General features: G+C 63.1%; 22 protein-coding genes and 1 pseudogene. 12 read left to right on the top strand and 11 right to left on the bottom strand.

All coding sequences use genetic code 11. The features are described from left to right. Window positions 1-367 precede the first annotated feature (367 nt). Window positions 368-973, bottom strand: coding sequence for a TetR/AcrR family transcriptional regulator (locus ACIPY3_RS10000; RefSeq protein ID WP_400333306.1), 606 nt, complete (start codon window positions 971-973; stop codon window positions 368-370). Between the two features lie 88 nt (window positions 974-1061). Between ACIPY3_RS10000 and ACIPY3_RS09995 the strand changes: the two genes are divergently transcribed. The 4 genes and pseudogenes from ACIPY3_RS09995 (at window position 1062) to ACIPY3_RS09980 (ending at window position 4281) form a co-directional block, all read left to right on the top strand. After that, complete coding sequence (locus tag ACIPY3_RS09995; protein WP_400333303.1) at window positions 1062-1628, top strand: NAD(P)H-dependent oxidoreductase; 567 nt, start codon at window positions 1062-1064, stop codon at window positions 1626-1628. 172 nt (window positions 1629-1800) lie between these two features. Then, on the top strand, window positions 1801-2697 hold the full coding sequence (locus ACIPY3_RS09990; RefSeq protein WP_400333300.1) for a hypothetical protein: 897 nt from the start codon (window positions 1801-1803) through the stop codon (window positions 2695-2697). Window positions 2698-2837: 140 nt separating this feature from the next. Beyond that, window positions 2838-3456 (top strand): annotated as a pseudogene (locus tag ACIPY3_RS09985) (GNAT family N-acetyltransferase). A gap of 249 nt (window positions 3457-3705) precedes the next feature. After that, on the top strand, window positions 3706-4281 hold the full coding sequence (locus ACIPY3_RS09980) for a hypothetical protein (protein WP_400333297.1): 576 nt from the start codon (window positions 3706-3708) through the stop codon (window positions 4279-4281). A gap of 83 nt (window positions 4282-4364) precedes the next feature. On the opposite strand, the gene ACIPY3_RS09975 is transcribed toward ACIPY3_RS09980, so the two are convergent. The 3 genes from ACIPY3_RS09975 to ACIPY3_RS09965 all read right to left on the bottom strand — a co-directional run bounded on the left by ACIPY3_RS09975 (window position 4365) and on the right by ACIPY3_RS09965 (window position 6919). Further along, window positions 4365-4904, bottom strand: a complete 540-nt coding sequence (locus tag ACIPY3_RS09975) for a hypothetical protein (RefSeq protein WP_400333294.1) — start codon at window positions 4902-4904, stop codon at window positions 4365-4367. Further along, window positions 4885-5967, bottom strand: coding sequence for a hypothetical protein (locus ACIPY3_RS09970; protein ID WP_400333292.1), 1083 nt, complete (start codon window positions 5965-5967; stop codon window positions 4885-4887). Before ACIPY3_RS09970 ends, ACIPY3_RS09975 begins: the two co-directional genes overlap by 20 nt. A gap of 103 nt (window positions 5968-6070) precedes the next feature. Continuing rightward, entirely contained in the window at window positions 6071-6919 is an 849-nt protein-coding gene (locus tag ACIPY3_RS09965) for an isocitrate lyase/phosphoenolpyruvate mutase family protein (RefSeq protein WP_400333289.1), read from the bottom strand. Window positions 6920-7031: 112 nt separating this feature from the next. On the opposite strand from ACIPY3_RS09965, the gene ACIPY3_RS09960 reads away from it, so the two are divergent. From ACIPY3_RS09960 to ACIPY3_RS09950, 3 genes are all read left to right on the top strand, one after another. After that, window positions 7032-8339, top strand: coding sequence for a PLP-dependent aminotransferase family protein (locus ACIPY3_RS09960; protein WP_400333286.1), 1308 nt, complete (start codon window positions 7032-7034; stop codon window positions 8337-8339). Then, a complete protein-coding gene (locus ACIPY3_RS09955; RefSeq protein ID WP_400333283.1) occupies window positions 8336-8764 on the top strand; it encodes a universal stress protein in 429 nt (142 codons plus the stop codon). The genes ACIPY3_RS09960 and ACIPY3_RS09955 overlap by 4 nt, the downstream gene beginning before the upstream one ends. A 145-nt stretch (window positions 8765-8909) precedes the next feature. Then, window positions 8910-9248 carry a hypothetical protein gene (locus tag ACIPY3_RS09950; RefSeq protein ID WP_400270339.1) on the top strand — a complete coding sequence of 113 codons (339 nt, stop codon included), beginning with the start codon at window positions 8910-8912 and terminating at the stop codon, window positions 9246-9248. Window positions 9249-9321: 73 nt separating this feature from the next. Here the strand turns inward: ACIPY3_RS09950 and ACIPY3_RS09945 are convergent, their stop codons facing one another. From ACIPY3_RS09945 to ACIPY3_RS09925, 5 genes are all read right to left on the bottom strand, one after another. Then, a complete protein-coding gene (locus tag ACIPY3_RS09945) occupies window positions 9322-9939 on the bottom strand; it encodes a phosphatase PAP2 family protein (protein ID WP_400333701.1) in 618 nt (205 codons plus the stop codon). A gap of 22 nt (window positions 9940-9961) precedes the next feature. Then, window positions 9962-11584, bottom strand: a complete 1623-nt coding sequence (locus tag ACIPY3_RS09940) for a 2-oxo acid dehydrogenase subunit E2 (RefSeq protein ID WP_400333281.1) — start codon at window positions 11582-11584, stop codon at window positions 9962-9964. 53 nt (window positions 11585-11637) lie between these two features. After that, a complete protein-coding gene (locus tag ACIPY3_RS09935) occupies window positions 11638-12618 on the bottom strand; it encodes an alpha-ketoacid dehydrogenase subunit beta (RefSeq protein WP_400333278.1) in 981 nt (326 codons plus the stop codon). Next, window positions 12618-13802, bottom strand: coding sequence for a pyruvate dehydrogenase (acetyl-transferring) E1 component subunit alpha (pdhA, locus tag ACIPY3_RS09930; RefSeq protein WP_400333274.1), 1185 nt, complete (start codon window positions 13800-13802; stop codon window positions 12618-12620). Before pdhA ends, ACIPY3_RS09935 begins: the two co-directional genes overlap by 1 nt. Before the next feature lie 151 nt (window positions 13803-13953). Further along, entirely contained in the window at window positions 13954-15072 is a 1119-nt protein-coding gene (locus ACIPY3_RS09925; protein ID WP_400333270.1) for a histidinol-phosphate transaminase, read from the bottom strand. A 138-nt stretch (window positions 15073-15210) separates the two neighbouring features. Between ACIPY3_RS09925 and ACIPY3_RS09920 the strand changes: the two genes are divergently transcribed. After that, window positions 15211-15639: a phage holin family protein gene (locus tag ACIPY3_RS09920; RefSeq protein ID WP_397324536.1), complete on the top strand. Its 429-nt coding sequence runs from the start codon at window positions 15211-15213 to the stop codon at window positions 15637-15639. A gap of 101 nt (window positions 15640-15740) precedes the next feature. Here ACIPY3_RS09920 and ACIPY3_RS09915 read toward each other — a convergent pair whose 3' ends face one another. After that, window positions 15741-17066 (bottom strand): hypothetical protein, encoded by a 1326-nt coding sequence (locus ACIPY3_RS09915; protein WP_400333267.1) that lies wholly within the window; start codon window positions 17064-17066, stop codon window positions 15741-15743. Between the two features lie 95 nt (window positions 17067-17161). Then, a complete protein-coding gene (locus tag ACIPY3_RS09910) occupies window positions 17162-17473 on the bottom strand; it encodes a hypothetical protein (RefSeq protein WP_400333264.1) in 312 nt (103 codons plus the stop codon). A 167-nt stretch (window positions 17474-17640) separates the two neighbouring features. Between ACIPY3_RS09910 and purB the strand changes: the two genes are divergently transcribed. The 4 genes from purB (at window position 17641) to ACIPY3_RS09890 (ending at window position 21207) form a co-directional block, all read left to right on the top strand. Continuing rightward, entirely contained in the window at window positions 17641-19047 is a 1407-nt protein-coding gene (gene purB, locus ACIPY3_RS09905) for an adenylosuccinate lyase (RefSeq protein ID WP_400333261.1), read from the top strand. Between the two features lie 287 nt (window positions 19048-19334). Then, window positions 19335-19991 (top strand): histidine phosphatase family protein, encoded by a 657-nt coding sequence (locus ACIPY3_RS09900; RefSeq protein WP_400333258.1) that lies wholly within the window; start codon window positions 19335-19337, stop codon window positions 19989-19991. Window positions 19992-20189: 198 nt separating this feature from the next. Then, window positions 20190-20693, top strand: a complete 504-nt coding sequence (locus tag ACIPY3_RS09895) for a GNAT family N-acetyltransferase (RefSeq protein WP_400333255.1) — start codon at window positions 20190-20192, stop codon at window positions 20691-20693. A 79-nt stretch (window positions 20694-20772) separates the two neighbouring features. Next, on the top strand, window positions 20773-21207 hold the full coding sequence (locus ACIPY3_RS09890) for an acyl-CoA thioesterase (protein ID WP_397324526.1): 435 nt from the start codon (window positions 20773-20775) through the stop codon (window positions 21205-21207). Window positions 21208-21295 lie beyond the last annotated feature (88 nt).

Here is a 21295-nt window from a genome sequence, read left to right as displayed (position 1 = left end):
CAGCTGCCCTGGATCGTGGCAAAGCTCAAAGCTGGTCCTTCCGCGGTTCCCGGCTGTGGCCGGTGTCAGCTACGAATTGGCGCAGGGGTGATGTACCCCCAAAGCCCCTTCAGTGAACGCCGGCCGTTGTATGGCATGGGTCACATTCAAGAGGAAACTACCACAATAACTGCTTCACATATCGCTTCACGAGGTCCAGTTTCGCCCCTGCGGCCAGATTGTTATGTACAGACTGCGTCACGAAACGGCAGGTTACGCCACTGGAGTTCCTCCCGGGTGAACACGGGCGCACCTCCCGGGTGAACACGGGCGCCGATCGCGAGTGAACACCGGAGCCCTTCTTCGGTGCGACCGCCGGTTTCGCGGCCTACTGGCCCGCGACCAGGCGGCTGACCAGCTCTCCCCAGGAATCGGTGAGCCGCTTGGGCGAGATGCCATGGACGCGGACATCGTTGACGATGCGTTCTGGGTCCAGTGCCGAGATCAGGGTCATCGCCATCACCCAGGGATCCGGCACACCTGCCTCGCGCAACAGGACCTCGATATGTCGATGGGCCAGCACGGTGGCCGGAACGTCGAAGCGGTTCCTGGTGGAGGCTCCGGCCGCCTTCCAGAGATCCCCGTATTCGAGGACAAAGTAGATGCGGCCTTCACCGAAGGCGACGAGCCGTTCCCTGGGCTGCGCGCCGGGACCAAGGGGCGGCGGCCCGAACATGAAGCCACGCTGGAACTCCGACTCCGAGTCACTGAGGAGGGTCATCATGAGCCCGGCCCGACTGCCGAATCGCCGGAAGACCGTCCCCTTGCCCACCTTCGCCTTGCACGCGAGCGCATCCATGGTGAGCGCTTCCGCCCCGAACTCATCCACCAACTCGCGGGCAGCGCAAAGCAGCCGCTCGCGATTCCGTGCGGCATCGCTGCGCTCGTGGGGCGCCCCGAGGGGAACGTCGGGCCGCATTGGGATGAAGCTCACAAGAAACATTCTAGACCCGGGAATAGAAAGCGGACCGCGGTCCGTTTAGTATCGATGAAGGCTCAAAACACCCACCAAGGAGACCACAATGTCCAAGAGCACTGTTCTTACACTCGTCGGCAGCCTCCGCGCTGATTCCCACAACAAGAAGCTCGCCGAAGCCATCCAGCTGAACGCCCCGGAGGACGTCGACGTCCAGATCCACGGCTCCCTGGGAAGCATCCCGTTCTACAACGAAGACATCGACATCGAAGGCCAGGTTCCCGCCGAAGCCGCCGCCCTGCGCGAAGCCGCGTCCAAGGCAGACACCATCCTCCTGGTCACCCCCGAGCACAACGGCACCGTGCCCGCATCGCTGAAGAACGCCATCGACTGGCTGTCCCGCCCCTTCGGCGCCGGCGCCCTCGCAGGCAAGCCGACCGCCGTCGTCGGAACCGCTTTTGGCCAGTACGGCGGCGTCTGGGCGCAGGACGAAGCCCGCAAGGCCGTGGGCATTGCCGGCGCCAAGGTCCTGGAAGACGTCAAGCTCGCCGTGCCGGGCTCCATGATCCGCTTCGCCGAACTGCACCCCAAGGACGACGCCGAAGTTGTTGAGCAGATCAAGGGCATCTTCGAGCCCCTGACGGCCGTCCAGGAAGAAGAAGTCGCCGCCTAAGGCTCCCCCTTTCTGCCCCCGTTCCGCCTGCTTGCCCCGGGCGGAACGGGGGCATCTTCGTTTCCCGGCGTGACCAACTCTTGTCCGAACCGACACCGAAGCGGCATGTTCCTTGCCGCCCCGGCGGCCTAACGTTGGAGGACAGGTAAACGGACAGGAGCGTGGGGCTGTCATGCGTGCCGGGTGGGGACTGCCAAGTACGACGGCGATCGCGGCTGCCTGCCTCATGGCCAGTTGCTTCGTGGCTGGCTGTACCCCGTCACCGGAGGCTTCGCCGGGCGGTGGTGTTTTGTCTGGCACTGCTTCCCCGACCGCCGCTGGACCTTATCCCAGCGGTCTCTCGCCTTCGAACCCTGTTGCTTCGCCGACGCCATCGACTTTCACCGACGGTTCGGCAGTATCGTCGGCCCCGGGGCAGTCCGCACCTGCCTCCGCCATCTCCCCCTCTCCGTCCCCTGCATCCACGGCTTCCGGTCCGGGCACTGGGACCACGTCCAGCGCCCCAACCAGCCCACCGACCCCGGATGCCGCCGTCGGGCCATCAACGGCTCCGGCCTCATCCGCGCCGTACACGTCCGCGCCGTCCGCGCCGTCCACATCCGCTCCTGCCACGTCGCAGGGCGCTGCTGTTCCTGCCGCCCGGGCGGCCGCCGCGCAGCCTCCGGCGGACCTCGGTCCCGCCGTTTACTACGTTGCCATCAACGACGGCGGCTCCCGGGGAGTGCGGTTCGGGTGCAATGACAGCCTGGTGGCCGTGCGGGGTGCAGCCGTACCCGGCGATCCTTTGACCGTGGCACTCGGCCGGCTGCTGGGCGCGGGGATGCCCTTGGACAACGACGCCGCGCTCTATGATTCCCTCGCCGCGTCCTCCCTTCAGTTCGTGTCCGGGTACGTCAGCGGATCCACGGTGGTGGTGAACCTGACCGGCTCCCTCCGGCCAGGCGGCGTGTGCGACATTCCACGGATCGAAGCCCAGTTGACCCACACGGTGGTGTCGGCCAGCGGTGCGACGCGGGCGGAGATCTACATCAATGGGATGACGCTGGACGTTGCGCTGAGCCTGCGCTGAGCCGCGCGGGGGGGCGGCGGCCGCAGGCCGGGCGTCGTGTCATTTCCCGGCCTGTAAACAAAGCCTGTAAGGGGAAATCTGTCCCCACCTTCCCGAATAGTCCACGGAGATGTCCACGCCCTGCCTCATAGGATGACGCCATGACCTTCTCCCGCCCTCTGACGCTGACCGGTAAGCACGTAACCCTGGAGCCGCTGTCCGAGAAGCACCACGACGGGTTGTGCTCTGCGGTAGAGGATGGCCGGATGTGGACCACATGGTTCACCCGCATCCCCTCACCGGATCAAATGGCGGCCGAGATCCAAAAAAGGCTGGAACTTTCTGGAACTTTCGGAGCAGGGAACCATGCTGCCGTGGACCATTCGCCGGAACGATACAGGGGCAATCTGCGGGATGACCACGTTCTGCAACATCCGGGCAGACCACCGACGGCTGGAAATTGGTTCAACGTGGCTGGCCAAAAGCGCGCAACGGACTCCCATCAACACTGAAGCCAAACTCCTTCAGCTCACACACGCCTTCGAAGCACTTGACTGCATCGCGGTGGAGTTCAGGACCCACTGGCACAACCACGTTTCGCGTGCTGCCGTAACCCGACTCGGGGCCAAGCAGGACGGCGTACTCCGGAACCACGATCTATGGAGGGACGGAACCATGCGCGACCTTGTGGTGTTCTCCATCATCGAGAGCGAATGGCCCACAGTCAGGTTGTCGCTTCGGGAGAAGCTCACGCGAGCACAAACAGTGGCCTCGACCTAGACTGCCGGCAAGTAGGTCCGGCAGCGACGGAAATGCCACAGGCCCGGCAATGTTTATTGCCGGGCCTGTGGATAAAACCTCTAACGGAGAACTCGCCCCCGCCTTCTCGAATAGTCTACGGAGATGTCGTCTCCTCAGCAAATGGAACCAACGTCGCCTGTGTGGGATGCGTTCCAAGGCTATATTTCACCAGCAAGGTTGGGACCATATCTTTCAACATCGAGGGGTAATCGGAAAAAGGCGATTCACTTGTACCACTGGAATATCGGACTCTCCGGCGCGGTCTACGAATCATTGCATTTCTTTGAAGTCGTGCTGCGCAACGCATTGGATGCCGAGCTCGGCGCGTGGAACTCCACCCAACCCGAACCGACGGGAGGCCTGCATGGTGCGGATTGGCTGACGGACCCGTCTGCGTTGCTTCATAAACTCACCCGACATGGCAATGACATCCGGGACGCCACGACCCGCGCCAAACGCGCAACCCGTGGACGTACGATGCCTACATCACATGCCGATGTGCTGGCACAAATGAGCTTTGGAACATGGCGATTCCTGCTGCCGGACAAAACTCCCGCACGCAAGCTTCTGTGGAGAAATTCACTCATGAAAGCGTTCCCGCACACCGCGCGGACAGGCACCGAAGTAACGCACGATGTAGCGGGCATTTATCAATTGCGAAACCGGGTAGCACACTTGGAACCATTGCTCAGGACGGGCTCCGTCCACTCGAATTACCGCGCCATGCGGCGGGTTTTGGGGGAGATCAATCCACTGATGGAACAGCGCTTTGTCTCCAATCAGCGGATAACCGCGCACATTTAACGTTGGCTTGGCTAATCCATCGCCCGCTGCTACGTTGCGGGGCAGCGACGGAATGGCGGGGGTGGGGACGGTGCCGGGCTGCTTCAGGCCGTGGCTATTGCCAGCACACGCCGGAGGGCCCAGGCAACGCGCAGCAAGGACAGGACGGACGCGAATGCCAGCACGAAGACCACGGCCTCTGGGACCCACAGGCCGGTAGGCGCATCGCCCTCCAGGACCATGGTTGCCAGTGCAATAACCAGGAGCAGCCCGAGACCGGGGATGGCGAACAGGAAGACCTCGCCGATCTGGCGCCGGTGCGTGGCCGTGAGCTTCTCCAGCGGCAGCTCACGTTGTCCTGGCGCGGCCTTCTTGCCGAGGACGTTGATGAGCATGGAAACACTGGTCAGGGTCAAGCCCGCTGTGGCACCGGCAAGGGTAGCCAACGTCTGGAAGAGGGTTCGCCGGGCACCCGGTCCAACGCCTTCCAGGATCAATGGCTGACGGAAAACCAACGCGGCACCGAGCCACAACAGGACCGCCAGGGTGGCCCAGGCGTAGTCGGCACGTGGATGAAGCAGGAACCAGCGCCACAGTGTCCGGCGCCGCCCAGTGCGTTCAATGTCAACCTCGTACAAGCTCATGGCCCGCACCGCCTTGCGCTTCCTGGGGCTTGGATCCTTCCTGGGGCTTGGGTTCGTCCCGGGACTCAGGCTCTTCCCGGCTGGCCACGGCAGCAGCCATGGCCGCCCGGACCGCGACCACGCCGCCAGCGACGAGGTCCGGCACCGCACCGTTATCCGGCGCGCCCTTGGTGTGGGGGAGGGTTCGGGCGAAGAAGGCCTCGTTATCCCTGGCCTGCTTGTTCAGGATGGCAACGGCCTCTGCCACCGATTTGGCGGGATCGTTGAACACGTCCGCATCAACGTCGATGTGCGAGATGAAGCGTTCCTTGAGCAGATCCACGACTTCGCGGTCTCCGGTCAGTGAGTCCTTGCCCTCGGCCACCACATAGTCGAAGTGCTCCACGGAACCGGCCCTCCGGAAAAGGTCGATGAGTTGCTGGATGCGGTCGCGGATCCGTTGCTTGTCCTCGGCCTTGCCGGACCGCCCTACACTCAAGGAGATCCGGAACGTGCCTTCGGTCATGAGCCGGGACGCGCTGTCCAGGACATCGGCCCATTCGCCTTCCATCAGCTTCCCGGACAACCGTTCGGCCGGAAGGGCGAACTCGAAGCGGCTCACCTCCAAGCGTGCCAGGATCTCCTCAATGTCCTCCCGGACCACGGGAACCAGCGCGGGCTCCAGTCCGAGCATCCCGCCCAGGTACTCCCCCATCCGCGAAGCCCTGGGGCCGTTGCCGCTGGTGAGCACGGCGATGACATTCCGTTTCAGGAAGGCGAAGTAGGTGGTCTCGAGAAGGTGGTCTCCAGGAGCCAACGGCAAGGGTTTGCGACGGCCAAGGGGATCGCCGACGCTGGGCAGGTTGGTATCCCGGACCCGATCCAGCAACAGCACGGGGTTCGGCGAGACTGCCGCCGTTTGGGCCAGCAGGACCGTGCCATCGGAAGAGGTGAAGTGGCGGTCGGTGCCATCCTCACGGGCTTTCCGAACGACGTCGGCCACGCGCCGTGCAGGGAACGGCCGGGTGAGGGCATCCCCGTTGAGCTGCTCAATGCGCCAAAACTGCACACTGCGTCTTGCCATCCGGCCCTCCTCTGCCCGCTTCCTTTACTCAACCCAAGCTATAGGTGGGGTCCGACAATATGGTGCGTGCCGCCGTCGTACATTTACCGGCTCCGCGGCAGCGTCACATGCTGTACTTGGGTCCCGGCGCAAACAGCGAATCCATCTCGTCATGGCTGCGCGTGCCGGCCAAACCGGCCCAGTTGCCGTCGCCGAGGATTTCCTTGGCCACCCTCGCAACCTTGGCGTAGGCCGCCTTGGCGGTGTTGCCGCCGATGCTGACGCGACGGACGCCGGCGTCGTGCAGTTCCAGCGGAGAAGGTGCACCTACGCCCGCCAGTGCATTGACCGGCGCGGGAATGTGGCCGGACAACTCGTGCAGCACATGCAAATCGACGACTCCGGGAACGAAAATACCGTCAGCACCCGCCGTGATGTAGGCATCGGCCCGGGTCAGCGTCTCGTCGTAGGCACTGTCCGGGAAAAGCCCCGACAAGTAGGTATCGGTGCGTGCGTTGATGAAGAGCGGAATCCCCCGATCATCTGCAGTGGCGCGGATGAGGGCGATGCGCCGGGACTGCTCGGCGATGTCCGTGAGAGGTTCGACGGCGGAATCCTCAATGTTGATGCCGACGGCACCCGCATCGAGTACTGCATGGATAGTGGCGCGGAGTTCGTCGTCAGTCCTGCCGTAGCCTGTCTCGATATCGGCAGTGACCGGCAGGCTGGTGGCGGAAACCACCCGCCCCAACGCCGCCATCGCGAGACCCCACGGCACGTGGTCGCCATCCCGGAACCCCAGGCTCCAGGAGACAGCGGAACTTGACGTGGCGATGGCTGTGGCCCCCGCTTCCTGGACAACCCGCGCGGAGGCCGCATCCCACACGTTGACCAGGACCAAGGGTGTTGGCCCAGCATCGTGGAGCTTGTGGAAGTGTTCGGCCTTGGTCACGGATCCCCGGTTCGATGTCATGAGTACATTCCAGCCCTTGGCCGCGGCTCCGTAAAGCCGCCCACTGGATTGCAAAGAGATCTTGAAAACATATGTTGCCTCATTAGCAACCTCCGGGAGTATCCTGAACATTGTGACCCACGAAACATTGGATGCCGGCACTTCGCTGCCCGCTGAAGCCATCGACGCCATCGAGCGCGCTGCTACCGCCGCTCACCCGCACGAGGGATTGTTCTCCGCGCGGGCCGCCAACATCAAGCAGTCCGCCGTGAGGGACGTCTTCGATATCTCCATGCAGCCCGGACTGGTCTCGCTCGCGGGCGGGAATCCCTACTTGCAGTCGCTGCCGCTGGAAAAGCTCGGCGAAACTGCATCCCGGATCATTGCCAAGGAAGGCATGACGGCGTTGCAGTACGGCGGCGGACAGGGCACCGAGGAGTTGCGCCGGCAGATCTGCGAAGTCATGGCCGCCGAGGGCATCACCGACGCTGCGCCGGAGAACGTTGTGATCACCGCCGGGTCGCAGTCAGCCCAGGACGTAGCAACGAAGGTTTTCTGCAATCCGGGCGACGTTGTCTTGGTGGAAAACCCGACGTACGTGGGCGCTTTGAATACGTTCGAGGCGTACCAGGTGCAGGTGGAACCTGTGGAAATGGACGACGACGGCCTGGTGCCTGAGCTTCTCGAGGCCAGGATTGCGGCACTCCAGTCCGCGGGCAAGAACATCAAGTTCCTGTACACGATCCCCAACTTCAACAATCCGTCCGGCATCACGCTTGGCCAAGAGCGCAGGCAGCGGATCGTTGATATATGCCGTGCCGCAAATATTCTGGTCCTGGAGGACAACCCCTACGGCTTGCTGCGCTTCGACGGCCATCCGATCGAACCCATGCGCGCAGCCAACCCGGACGACGTGATCTACCTCGGCTCGTTCTCCAAGATCTTCGCGCCCGGCCTCCGGATTGGCTGGGCCTTGGTTCCCGCGCACCTGCAGCGGCGCTTTTACCTGGCCTCCGAATCCGTCACGCTGTGCCCGCCGCCGCTGAACCAGATGCTGATTTCGGCCTACCTCCGTGACTACGACTGGCGCGGGCAGATCGACACCTACCGCTCCCTCTACGCCGAACGCTGCCAGGCCCTGCTCTCCGCCCTTGACGAGCACATGCCGTCCGGGCTGACCTGGACCAGGCCCGATGGCGGCTTCTTCGTCTGGGTGACACTGCCCGAGGGCGTGGACACCTACCCCTTGCTGGGCAAAGCCATCGACGCCGGCGTGGTGTTCATACCCGGAGCAGCATTCGTCCCTGCCGACGGGCCTTCCAACAAACTTCGCCTCGCGTTCAGCGCGGTACCTCCGGCTACCATTGCCGAAGGCGTACGCCGTCTGGCCCCTGTACTCGCAGCGGCCATCCAAGCCAGCAATGAAGGAGCATCGCTATGACCGGAGTTGTCATTGTAGGAGTCGACGGCAGCGAAACTGCGCTGCGGGCAGCCAAAGCCGCGCAGCAACTGGCCATCGGACTGGGCGCCTCCCTTCGCGTGGTCAGCGCTTTCGATAGCAACAGGACCGAAGTGGTGGAGATCGGTACCGACCGCTGGATCGTCTCCGATGCAGCCGAAGCTGAAGCAGTGGCACGCGCCGTCGCCGAACAGCTGCAGGACGAGCGGCTTGAAGTCACCTACTCCTCGGCGCGGGGCAAGCCTGGAGAAGCCTTGGTCAAGGAGGCCGAAGTGCTTGACGCCGCCTTGATCGTGGTGGGTAACCGCCGCATGCAGGGCCTCGGCCGGGTGCTGGGAAGCGTGGCGAACACCGTGGCCCACAACGCTCCCTGCGATGTCTACATCGCCAAGACCGACGAACCTTAAGCGATCCGAATCACGCCGCCGGGTGGGCAGCCTCACCCGGCTCTTGGCGTCTTTTGGACAAGTTCGCACAAGCAACCGTTATAAAATTGAGATGCCCCCAATGGCGTGAGCCACCACCACTCTTTCGATTTCAGGGGATCTTTCTTTGCTTACTTTGCAGCCTCGTCAGCGCGTCGGACACGACATCCTGCTTGCCCGCCACGGCAACAACATCAGCACCATGCACTTCGACCGCAGCAACGACCGCATCATTGCGCTCCTCGACGACGGTTCCTGGGACAGCGCCCCCAATCTGATCGCCCCGCAGCTGGAAATGCCGGAAACCATCGGCAGCGTCTTCCGTAAGGACTGGCGCTTCCTCTCCGTGGCCTTGGTTGCCATGCTCACCGTAGCCGCCGTTGCCATGGGCATCAGCGTGGAGATGGCCAACCACATGTCCACCTCGGAGCTTCAAGCGCTGCTGGTCAACTACCCCGCCTTCTAAGCGCCGCTCCACCAGGAACAGCAAGAATGCCGCCGGGGATCCGGCGGCATTGCTGTTTAAAGCGTCTTCCGAGTCAGAGCATCCACTCGCGGAGCAGCAGCCACAGGCCGGCGATGACGCCGCCGCCGAAGACGGAGCCCACCACGACTTGCGCCAACGTGTGGGCCCGCAGCACCACGCGGGACCAGCCCACAGCCGGGATCAGCAGCAACAAGGGCAGCCAAGCCGGGCCAAACATGAACACCGCGATGACCGCCGCCGATGAGATGGCCGAGGCGTGCCCGCTCATCTTCCAAAAAGCGCTGACGACGGCCAGAACCGCGATCCCGCCAATCAAGGCAATGATCATGACGGTGATGCTCACCGGCCCGTGCTGCCATTGGAGCACCAGGAGGCCGGCCACCACCGATGCCAACGCCAGCAGCAGCAAGGGAGTGCGCTGGCGGCGATCGCTGACGTGGTGGTCCATGATCCTGCCCAGTTTCACCATCACCAGGACGTAGGCCAAGGGCAGGACACACACGAAGAAGGCGGCCAACAAGCCAAACCAGATGGTTCCAGGGAAACCAGGTTCGATGGCCGGGCTGATCAGCAGGAGGACGCTCACCACCACGGGTGGCTGGAAGACCTCCGTCAACACCCGCGCCACAGTCCGCCACGTTCCCGTAACGAGCTGTGGTTCCGTAACTATCGAAGCTGCAATGGCCTTGCGGTCAGTCAAGCAGCAGCGCCGGTTCTTCCAGGATCGCGGCGACATCCGCCATGAAGCGCGCGGACAGATCGCCATCCACCACTCGGTGGTCGAAGGAGCCCCCCAGCGTGGTGATCCAGCGCGGGATCACCTCGCCGTCCAGGACCCACGGCTTCTGCTTGATGGTGCCGAACGCGATGATCGCCACCTCACCCGGGTTGATGATGGGCGTTCCCGTATCGATGCCCAGGGCCCCGATATTGGTGATGGTCAGGCTGCCACCCTGCATCTCGGCGGGCTGCGTCTTCCCCGCACGTGCTTTGGTTGCCAGCTCGTTGAGTGCCAAAGCCAACTCCTTGAGGGAGAGGTCCTGGGCGTCCTTGATGTTCGGGACCATGAGACCGCGCGGCGTGGCAGCAGCAATGCCAAGGTTCATGAAGTGTTTGATCTGGATTTCGGCGCCACCGTTACCGTCTGCGTTTTCCACCCACGTGGCATTGACGCTGGGATTCCGCGCGGCCGCCCAAATGACTGCCTTGGCCAGGATGAGCAGCGGTGAAACCTTGATGCCTTCGAAGTCCCGCGAAGCCTTGAGGCGCTTCACGAATTCCATGGTCCGGCTCGCGTCGACATCCACGAAGATGCTGACGTGCGGCGCCGTGAAAGCCGAATCCACCATGGCCTTGGCCGTCGCCTTGCGAACACCCTTCACGGGCACACGCTCGATCCGCTGGTCCTGCGGTTTCTTGGAGGCGCCCCAGAACGAGTCCGCCTGGTCCAATTCCGCGTCCCGCTGCGCCTGGTAGCTCACCAGGTCCTCCCGGGTCACCTCACCGCGCTGCCCGGTAGCTACGACGTCGGCGAGGTCGATACCAAGGTCCCGGGCAAACTTCCGCACCGGCGGCTTGGCCAACACCTTGTTCACCAATCCGCTGATGGTTCCACTGATCGCAGCGCCGCGGGATGCGGCCGGCTGCTGGACGTCGGGCTGGCTCTGCACCGCCGGCGCGGTTTGAGGCGGCGCAGTTTGGGTCGGGGCGGTTTGGGCAGGTGCAGCAGGACGGACGACGGCGGGAGCCGGGTGCGGCCTGTGCGTCACCGATGTCACGGCTGCTTGGGCTTCGAGCACGGACTGGTGGTCCTGCACGGTGCCTTCGGCGTTTTCGTCAACCCGGACCGAGCCGGCCGAAGCAGCGGCCGGGCGCTTGCGCGGGCGGCGCTTGACGGCGTCGGCCTTTGGACCGGAACCTACCAGCGGGCCACCTGCGAGGGTATCGCCGGAGTCCACGGGCAGTTTGCCGTAGGTGGGCGTGACTGCCTGGTCCGAAGACAGCTTTCCGTGGATCGGGGTGAAGACCTCATCCGCGGAGGGTGCCGGCGCCTGCGGAGAATCTTCACCGGGCTGGTTGTCCGAGACGGCGACGATGGGCGTACCCACCTCAACCGTGATTCCTTCCTCGACAAGGAGCTCCGTAACCGTGCCGGCGAAAGGCGAAGGGAGCTCAACAAGCGATTTGGCTGTCTCGATCTCGCACAGGACGTCGTTGATCGCGACGGTGTCGCCGGGCTTGACCTTCCAAGCCACTACCTCGGCTTCGGTGAGGCCTTCGCCGACATCCGGCAGGTTGAATTTCTTTACAGTCACAGTGGTCCTCGGATTTCCGTGCGCCCTGCAGAAGCGGGCTGGATCAGGGCGGGTTAGTAGGCCAGGGAGCGGTCGAGTGCTTCGAGGATCTTGTCGATGTCCGGCAAGTAGTCCTCTTCGACCTTCGCAACGGGGTAAGGCATGTGGAAGCCGCCGACGCGGATCACAGGAGCCTCTAGGTGCAGGAAAGCCCGCTCGGTGATGCGTGCTGCGATCTCACCGCCGATTCCGCCGAAAGTGGGTGCCTCGTGGGCCACGATCAGGCGACCGGTCTTTTTGACCGATTCCTCGATGGTGTCGAAATCCAGCGGGGAAATGGAGCGGAGGTCGATGACCTCGATACTCCGGCCGTCCTCCGCCGCAGCGTTGGCAGCGGCCAGTGCCACCGGTACCAACGGGCCGTAGGCGACGATGGTGGCGTCCGTGCCCTCGCGGATCACGTGCGCCTTGAACGCATCCTCGGAAAGGCCCGCGTTTTCCACGTCCACCTCACCCTTGAGCCAGTACCGGCGCTTGGGCTCGAAGAAGATCACGGGGTCCTGGCATTCGACGGCCTTCTGGATCATCCAGTAGGCATCGTGCGGGTTGGACGGAGAGATGATGCGCAGGCCGGCCGTATGGGCGAAGAGTGCCTCGGGCGATTCTGAGTGGTGTTCCACCGAGCCGATGCCGCCGCCGTAGGGGATGCGGATGACTACGGGTACCGTCAGTTGGCCATGGCTGCGGGCATGGATCTTGGCCAATTGGGTGGTGATCTGGTTGAAGGACGGGAAGACGAACCCATCGAACTGGATCTCGCACACCGGCGAGTAGCCGCGCAGGGCCAGGCCGATCGCCGTTCCCACGATGCCGGATTCGGCCAAGGGACTGTCCACTACACGGTCTTCGCCGAACTCCTTGATGAGGCCGTCAGTGACGCGGTAGACGCCGCCCAGATGCCCGATATCCTCGCCCATCAGCAGGGATTTCGGGTTGCTCTTCAGGGAGGCGCGCAGGCCCTCGTTGATGGCCTTGGCAATGGTCATGGTTGCCATCAGTTAGCTGCCTCCTCGTCGCTTTCGAAGCCTGCCGAGTACTCCTCGAACCAGGCCAGTTCCTCCGCGATCAGCGGATGCTGTTCGGCGTACACGTTGGCGAAGGCGTCCCGGATGTTCGGGACTTCCAGGCCGTGGGTTGTTTCACGGACGTACGTGGCGAGTTCGTCGCCGTCGGCCTTGACCTGCTCAAAGAAAGCGTCATCGGCAAGGCCCTCGGAACGCAGATACTTCTCCAGGCGATCCAGCGGATCCTTCGCACGCCAGGCAGCTTCTTCTGCCGACTCGCGGTATTTGGTGGGATCGTCAGCGGTGGTGTGTGCGCCAAGCCGGTAGGTATAGGCCTCGATCAGCACCGGGCCTCGACCCTCGCGTGCGTGTTCCAGGGCCCATTCAGTGACAGCGTGCACGGCGATGACGTCATTCCCGTCCACGCGGATGCCCGGGAAACCATAGCCTTTCGCGCGGTTCGCCAGCGGCACCTTCGTCTGGACTTCCGTGGGCACGGAGATGGCCCAGTGGTTGTTCTGGCAGAAGAACACCACGGGAGCGTCGTATGAGGCAGCGAAGACCATGGACTCATGGACGTCACCCTCGGAACTTGCGCCGTCACCGAAGTAGGCGATGACGGCGGCCTTGGGGTCGGTTGAATCCGCAGCCGACTTCTGGTCGCGCTGGATGCCCATGGCATAGCCCACCGCGTGCAGCGTCTGCGCCGCGAGAACCAGGGTGTAGAGGTGGAAATTGTTCTGGCGCGGATCCCAGCCACCGTTTGAGATTCCGCGGAACTGCCTCAGCAACTCCGCGAGGTCCACGTTCCGGACCAGTGCGACGCCGTGTTCGCGGTACGTCGGGAAGATGTAGTCCTGGGCTTGGCTCGCGTGGCCAGAACCGATCTGGGCCGCTTCCTGGCCAGTCAACGGAACCCAGAGAGCAAGCTCGCCCTGCCGCTGGAGCGCCGTGGCCTCTTGGTCGAACCGGCGGATTTTGGCCATGTCAGCATAGAAAACGCGCAACTTCTCGGGGTCGATCCGCTTGGCGTAATCCGAGAAGACCGGATCGGTGCCCAGCTTTCCGTCAGGGCCGAGCAACTGGACCATCTCCACGGAATCGTTCGCGGCCACTGCCGCGGACGTTGCCGCCAGAGTTTCCTCGGCCCCAGGGGGCAGTTGTGTCGAGCCCATTCCGTCTCCTTGCTTGCTGCGGCCAGTGGCCGGGCAACGTCTGTCGCTGGGATATATGCCTATTCAGGAATGCATTCCTGAATAGGCATATATTTTGGCTTTCGGTCCTTACTTTATAGGCAGTAAGTAGCGAAGGCGCATTTGTTAACCGCTAGGAACCCAGCGGTGCCTTTGTATAACCTGCACAGAGGGCGAGGAACCGGGTGTTCGCTTCGACCTCTCCGACGCTGACCCTGACACCCTCGTTGCCGAAAGCGCGTACGGACAATGCCTGCTCGCCCGCAAGGGCCGCGAATTCGCCACTGTGATCGCCAAAATTCAACCAAACGAAGTTTCCCTGCGCCTCGGGAACGAACCAACCGAGCTCCCTGAGGCCTCTGGTGATGCGGTCCCGCTCGTCCACCAGGCTTTGTACCCTTTCAACAACCTGGTCGAAATTCTGCAAGGAAGTGATTGCCGCACGTTCAGCAATTTGGGAAACCGCAAATGGCGTGGCCGTGACACGCAGGTGTTGTGTAAGCAACGGACCGGAAACGCTGTAGCCGACCCGCAAACCTGCCAGCCCATGGGCTTTGGAGAACGTCCTGAGAACCACCACATTCGGATATTTCCGGTACAGCTTGATGCCATCCACGGCCGCGGCATCACGCACGAATTCCTGGTAGGCCTCGTCGATGACGATAACCACGTTCGGCGGCACCGATTGGATGAAACGCTCGGTTTCCTCGGCGGTGAGGATGGGGCCCGTTGGATTGTTCGGAGTGCACAGCAGGATCACTTTGGTCCGCACCGTGACCGCCGCAGCCATGGTGTCCAGATCATGGCGCCCATCGTCGAGCAACGGAATCTGCACGCTTGCAGCGCCCGCGAGGCCAACACAAATGGGGTAGGCCTCGAAGGAACGCCAGGCGTAGATCACCTCGTCCGCTTTGCCGTCATCGTTTTGACCGGCGAATGTGGTGAGGATCTGGTTCAGCGCTCCCAGGCTCCCCGCACCGGTGACGACGTCGTCAGCCGGAATATCCAGGAACTCTGCGAGCGCGTTCCGCAGCTTGCTTGCCAGGGGGTCGGGATAGCGGTTGATGTCCGACTGGTCCGCGATGGCCTGCAACACTGCAGGAATCGGGGGAAGCGGATTTTCGTTGGACGACAATTTGTAGCTGGTGAGGCCCTCAATGGGAGCCGGGGGTTTGCCCGCGGCATACTTTGGAAGCCTGTCTACGACCGGGCGGGGGAGTACGCCCTCCGGCACGTTGTCAGTAGTAGTCATGGCTTCAAGCCTACTGGCACCCAACCCGCGACCGAGGTTCTCCAGTGCCGGCACCAGACCCCTCGCCCGGGTTCGCGCGCCCGCCACGAATCTGCGGAGTCCAGCCTGGACACAGCTGGATATGGAAGCATTGGGCCCATGGGTTCCTTCATCGTTCGCGTCATCATCAATGGACTTGCCTTGTGGGTGGCCAGTTGGCTCCTGACTGGCTTGGAAATCTCGACCACGGCCACAGAAAAAGCCGCCACGAATGCGGGACTGACGGATAACGCAGACACAGTGGGCATCGTCCTGGCGTACCTCTTCATCGGGTTGATTTTCGGCATCGTCAACGCGTTTGTGAGGCCTTTGGTGAAGATCCTCTCGCTGCCCGTGACCATCTTGACCCTTGGCCTGTTCACCATCGTGATCAATGCAGCCATGTTGTACCTGACAGCCTGGCTCAGCAGCTTCACGCCCGTGCACCTGACCATCGACTCGTTCTTCTGGACGGCCATCCTGGCTTCCATCATCATCAGCATCGTCAGCATGGTGGCTGGCCTCATCCCGGGTACCGGCAAGCGCTAGGGCCCACCGGGGTGCAGAGCCCTCCACCCCTGTCCCCACCTTCCTTGGCTCGCCAACCGCTGCGTCATCAGTGGCTGCGTCCGGAGCCCGCTGTGCGGGGCTCACCTTGTACCGGCCCCGGATTTGCTCTGCCTCACGCTGGGTTTCGGATCGCTGTGCACCTTCTCAGGCATAGCTTCGCGAACCAACCTGAACCTGGTGACCGTCGCAGCTCCGCCAGCGCCAACGGCCCCTGCGTACGCCCCCGCTGACGCCACAAGCGAGGGATCCTGGCTGCGGGCAATCTCCTCGGCTCCCACGGCGTACGTCTCCAACCGGTGCCCCGGACCAAGGCCAAACCCCTCCCCGGGCGGTGTGCGGGCGGGATTGGTGAGAGTTACCGTGACACGATCCTTGGTGTCCGGATTCTTCTGACCGTCTGAGCCGGGGACCCAGTCATCAGCGTGTTCCAGGTGCAAGGTGCTGATCCCCGGCCCAGCGGCAACGCCCCCGACCGGAGCGCCGGCCGTCAGGACAAACCGGAGGTCGAACTCGGCGAGGAACGCTTTGTCCTGCGTGAGGTTCATTGCGTGGACTCCGCCTTGGCTGTGGGACACCGCAACTACTTGGTCCCCTGCTTCAGCTCCCGCCTCGTGAAGCGCTTGGGTGATGGCAGGGATAACGTCTTTGGACCCATAGCCCAATGCCTCGGCAATTCCGGCCTCATCGAGGGGATTGGCACCACCCATGTTGGCTTTTTCCGGTTCCGTCCCGGGGATCAACACCATCCAGGTGTTAGAGGCACCATGGTGAAGTTCGATGATCTCGATCTCCCCTTCACCGCGGGCATGGATCTCGTCAAGCCTTCTCAGGTTTGCCGCCATGGAGGGATCCACGGTTTCCACCCCCTGTCCAATCTGTTCGGCCTTCACCGGACGCGGCCGAAACTTCTCCATGCCTGGCAACGCCAGGAGGTCACGCAAGGCGCTGCCGCTGTCCGATCGTCCGGGTATGGCACCCACAGCGAGTGCCGCGCCGGGCACCATGCCTTGCCGGACATTCATGAACGCTGACAGGACCAATCCGAGGACGTTATCCGTGATGTCCCGCAAGCTGAACCTGCCCGTATTCTCCAGGCCCAGTGTCTTCCAGGGGTCCAGCCCTGTCCTGGCGAGCAGTGCGTTCTTGGCCTCGGCGGTCTCGTAGGCCTGATTGCTGGCTCTGACGTCCCGGCTGACCTCCACCAATTCCGCACGAACGCCGGCAATCCGCTTCCTGCCTTCTGCCACGGCGTCAAGAGCGGCGCACCCAGAAGCATAGGACTCGTATAAGAAGGGCTCCAATGCATCCTGCACCCGCTGCGCCTCGACCTCGACGCTCATCAGTCTCTGTGCCAGTTGATCAAGCGCCGCGGCACCTTGGAGGAGCTCATCGAGCTGGAACGACATTCCGCCTACACCCCCTCGTATGCGAAGGATTCCGTCCGGCACCGGCGGAGTGGGATCAGGTGCGGATCCTGCACCGATGGGTGCTGCATCGGACATCAGAAGCCAGCCCTGTCTGAGGCCCCTACGTTGCGGGAATGGCGAAGCACCGTCGCCGCGGCATCGTCCAGAGTCTCGCGGGCGCGCATAAGTGCGGAGGCGTGAACTGCGACCGTGGTCCTGTACTTGTTTCCGGCCGGGGATTGCCAATCATCCAATTGCACCTGCCGCAGACTGGACAGCACAGCGTCAACGTCATCCACGCATTTCTTGATGCGCCATGCCAGCCTTTGGACTTCGTGGCCACGTGAGGCGCACTCCAAAGGATCGAAAGTGGGCGGGGTGGCTGCAGGCATCAAGCCGACGCTCATGGTCCGTTTACTCCAAAGGTTGTGGTGCTGATCGATACTTCGAAGCTACGGAGGGTGCGGGCAACGCCAGAAGGCGCCAACCCGGTTATGTGGATAACGCAAGCCGTATCCACATAGCACCGTCACCAACTCCGGTCCCAAGCTGGGAGCATGAAAGAATAGGAACCATGGCTGAATCCCCCCGCGTGTCCCTCGCTTCCGAACCCCTCGCCCTTGGCGCCCTCGACGGCCGCTACCGTGCCGCCGTCGCGCCCCTCGTTGACTACTTGTCCGAGGCCGCCCTCAACCGCGATCGTGTTCACGTCGAAGTCGAGTGGCTCATCCACCTGACCAGCCAGTCCGTCCTGCCGGGCGCAGGTCCGCTGTCCGATGACCAGGTCGCCAAGCTGCGCGCCATCGTGACCGGTTTCGACGCCGCCTCCGTTAACGAGCTGGCCGAAATCGAAGCCGTAACGGTGCACGACGTGAAGGCCGTTGAGTACTACATCGGCCGCAGGCTCCCCGCAATCGGCATCGAAAACCTCACTGCCATGGTGCACTTCGGCTGCACGTCCGAGGACATCAACAACCTCTCCTACGCCGTGGGCATCAAGGGTGCCGTTGAGGACGTTTGGCTCCCGAACGCCACCGCGCTGGTCCAGCAGATCCAGGCCATGGCGGAAGCCAACCGCAGTGTTCCCATGCTGTCGCGGACCCACGGACAGCCCGCCACGCCTACCACCCTTGGCAAGGAACTTGCGGTGATCGCACACCGCCTGAACCGCCAGCTTGCCCGCATCGCGAAGACCGAGTACCTCGGCAAGATCAACGGAGCCACCGGCACTTACGCGGCCCACGTTGCTTCCGTGCCCAGCGCGGATTGGGAAGCCGTCGCCAAGTCCTTCGTGGAAGGCCTGGGCCTCACGTGGAACCCGCTGACCACGCAGATCGAAAGCCATGACTGGCAGGCCGAGCTGTACGCGGACATCGCCCGCTTCAACCGCATCCTGCACAACGTCTGCACGGACATCTGGAGCTACATCTCCATCGGATACTTCCGCCAGATTCCGGTCGCCGGCGCCACAGGTTCGTCCACCATGCCTCACAAGGTCAACCCGATCCGCTTCGAGAACGCCGAAGCCAACCTGGAGATCTCCAACGGCCTCCTGGACACCCTCGGTGCCACGCTGGTGACCTCACGCTGGCAGCGTGACCTGACGGACTCCTCCTCGCAGCGCAACATTGGCGTTGCCTTCGGCCACTCGCTCCTGGCAATCTCCAACGTCGCCAAGGGCCTGAAGGCCCTCGACGTCGCCGAGGACGTTCTGGCCGGCGACCTCGACACCAACTGGGAAGTCCTGGGCGAAGCCATTCAGATGGTCATGCGCGCAGAGGCGATCGCTGGCGTTGACGGTATGGAAAACCCCTACGAGCGCCTCAAGGACCTCACTCGAGGCCAGCGCGTGGACGCGGCACGCATGCAGGAATTCGTTCAGGGCCTGGGCCTTTCTGCAGACGCCGAAGCGCGTCTTCTCGCCCTCACTCCGGGCAAGTACACGGGCATCGCCGACAAGCTGGTGGATCACCTCCAGTAACTGGATTCGATCAATTAACAAGAATCGAACGACGGCGGCGGGCTGGGCTGGTGCCCTGCCCGCCGCTGTGGCTTGTGGGGCGTGCCGGGACGGCAGTCAATGCCAAAGTTGCAGTGCATTAACTGCAACTCCATGGGGTTGCCTGGGGTTTGGGAATCGCGGGACCACCTGAGCGGCCACCGGGTGGTGGGCTGGGTGTCAGACCCGAAGGCTAGGCTGGACTACGGAATCGCGGGAACGCGAACCACGGTACGGCAACCCGGCTACTAGTGAGGAGCGGAGCAGCCATGAAGCTCCTGTTGATCAGGCACGGACAGACCCCCGGCAACGTCGCGGGTGAGCTGGATACGGCATTTCCCGGACCCGGGCTCACCGAGCTTGGCGAACGGCAGGCAGCAGCGTTGCCGGAGGCGCTCAAGGACGAGTCAATCGAGGCCTTGTACACCTCCACACTGCTCCGCACGCAGCGCACTGTGATTCCTTTGGCCAAGGCGACTGGGCTGGAACCGGAGATCCTGGATGGTGTCCATGAGATCGAGGCCGGTTCGCTGGAGAAGAAGACCGACCATGAATCGCACAGGCGCTACATGGGCACGGTGTTCGCTTGGAGCAGCGGTGACCTCGATATGCGGATGCCGGGTGCCTTCACAGGGCACGATTTCTTCGCCAGGTTCGACGCATCGGTGGAAAAGGTGGCCGCAGCAGGCCATGCAACGGCTGCAATCATCAGCCATGGCGCAGCCATCCGTTGCTGGGCTGGACGAAGGGCTGAAGACATAGATACGGTGTTCACCGAAACCCATCAGCTGCCGAACACGGGAATCGTGGCACTTGAGGGCGACCCGAAGAAGGGTTGGCGCGTGCTCCATTGGGACCAGATCCCCGTGGGCGGACTGGCCTTGGCAGACCAAACCACAGAGGACCCCACCGGCGAAGCCTTCTGACCTCACCACGCGTTGCGGGACCAGCTTTGCGCGCGAACGCCACTCCATGGGGCGTAAAGCGGGCCTCACGAGGCGAGGTGGGAGGCGTCCACTGCAGTTCTCCCGAAGCTAACGCACAGGAAACACGGCGGTAACCGCTGCTTCCTAGGATTAAGTCGCATCAACACCTCAGCGGAATCAAAACGAAGTGAGGCACACATGCAGACGAATCCCCGGCTCAACATCCGGCAGGTCACCTGGGCGAATCCCGTGGGCGCGGACCTCCGTGCGGCCCAGCAGGCAGAGCTGGACTCACGATTCGGAAGCACGGATCACGAACCGGGTCCCCCGCCGTCCGAAGCAGATACAGCCGTGTTTGTTGTTGCCTACGAAAAGTGCTCGGGCCAGCCGCTCGGATGCGGCGGCCTTCGGATGCTCGATGAACGCACTGCTGAGGTCAAGAGACTGTATGTGGTGCCTTACGCCCGGGGGTCGAAAGTGGCCAGCTCCATCCTTGCGGCACTTGAGGCACAGGCACACTCGCACGGATTCACGGTCATTGCGGCGGAAGCAGGGTCGGCACAATCGGACGGACGCAGCTTCTACGAGAGCTCCGGCTTTGCGGAGGTTCCAAATTTCGGTCCGTACATCGGGGTCAGCGGCTCGTACTGCTATTCCAAGCAGATCGATTCCCACAGTGCATCGCATACGGCCATGGCGTGAGCCCCTCGCCCCTGCCGGTGTGAAGCCCGCGAAGACGCAACATCCGGCGCACGTCCGTACACTTCGATAATCTCGGCATATGGAAAAAGCAGACATTACCTTCCGGACGCGCAAATGGGTGCGGCCCGAGGACCTCAACGCCAACGGCACGCTCTTTGGCGGCAGCCTGCTCAAGTGGATCGACGAAGAGGCCGCGATCTACGCCATCCTCCAGTTGGGCAACGGCCGTGCCGTGACCAAGTACATCTCGGAGATCAACTTCGTCAGCTCGGCCGTGCAGGGTGACCTGATCGAGATGGGCCTGACCGCCAAGAAATTTGGTCGGACATCACTGACCATGCGGGCCGAAGTCCGGAACATGATCACGCGCCAGAGCATCCTGACCATCGAGGAAATCGTGTTCGTGAATCTTGGTGCGGACGGTCGTCCCCAGCCTCACGGCTACACCGAAATCACCTATGACCGGGACCGGATCCCCACGCACCACCTGACCCAAACGCCCGAAGCAGGCTGAACCACCCGCCGAGGTTTTTTAGCGGGCGGCATGGTTAGAGGGGCCCGTGCCCGCCGTCGAGCGCTCTTGCCGAACGGCATGGCCACCG

The sequence above is a fragment of the Paenarthrobacter sp. NPDC089714 genome (genome assembly GCF_044748905.1).
Classification (GTDB): Bacteria; Actinomycetota; Actinomycetes; order Actinomycetales; family Micrococcaceae; genus Arthrobacter.
The sequence above is the reverse complement of the archived record's forward strand: the minus strand, read 5'-3'. Positions and strand labels throughout refer to the sequence as shown.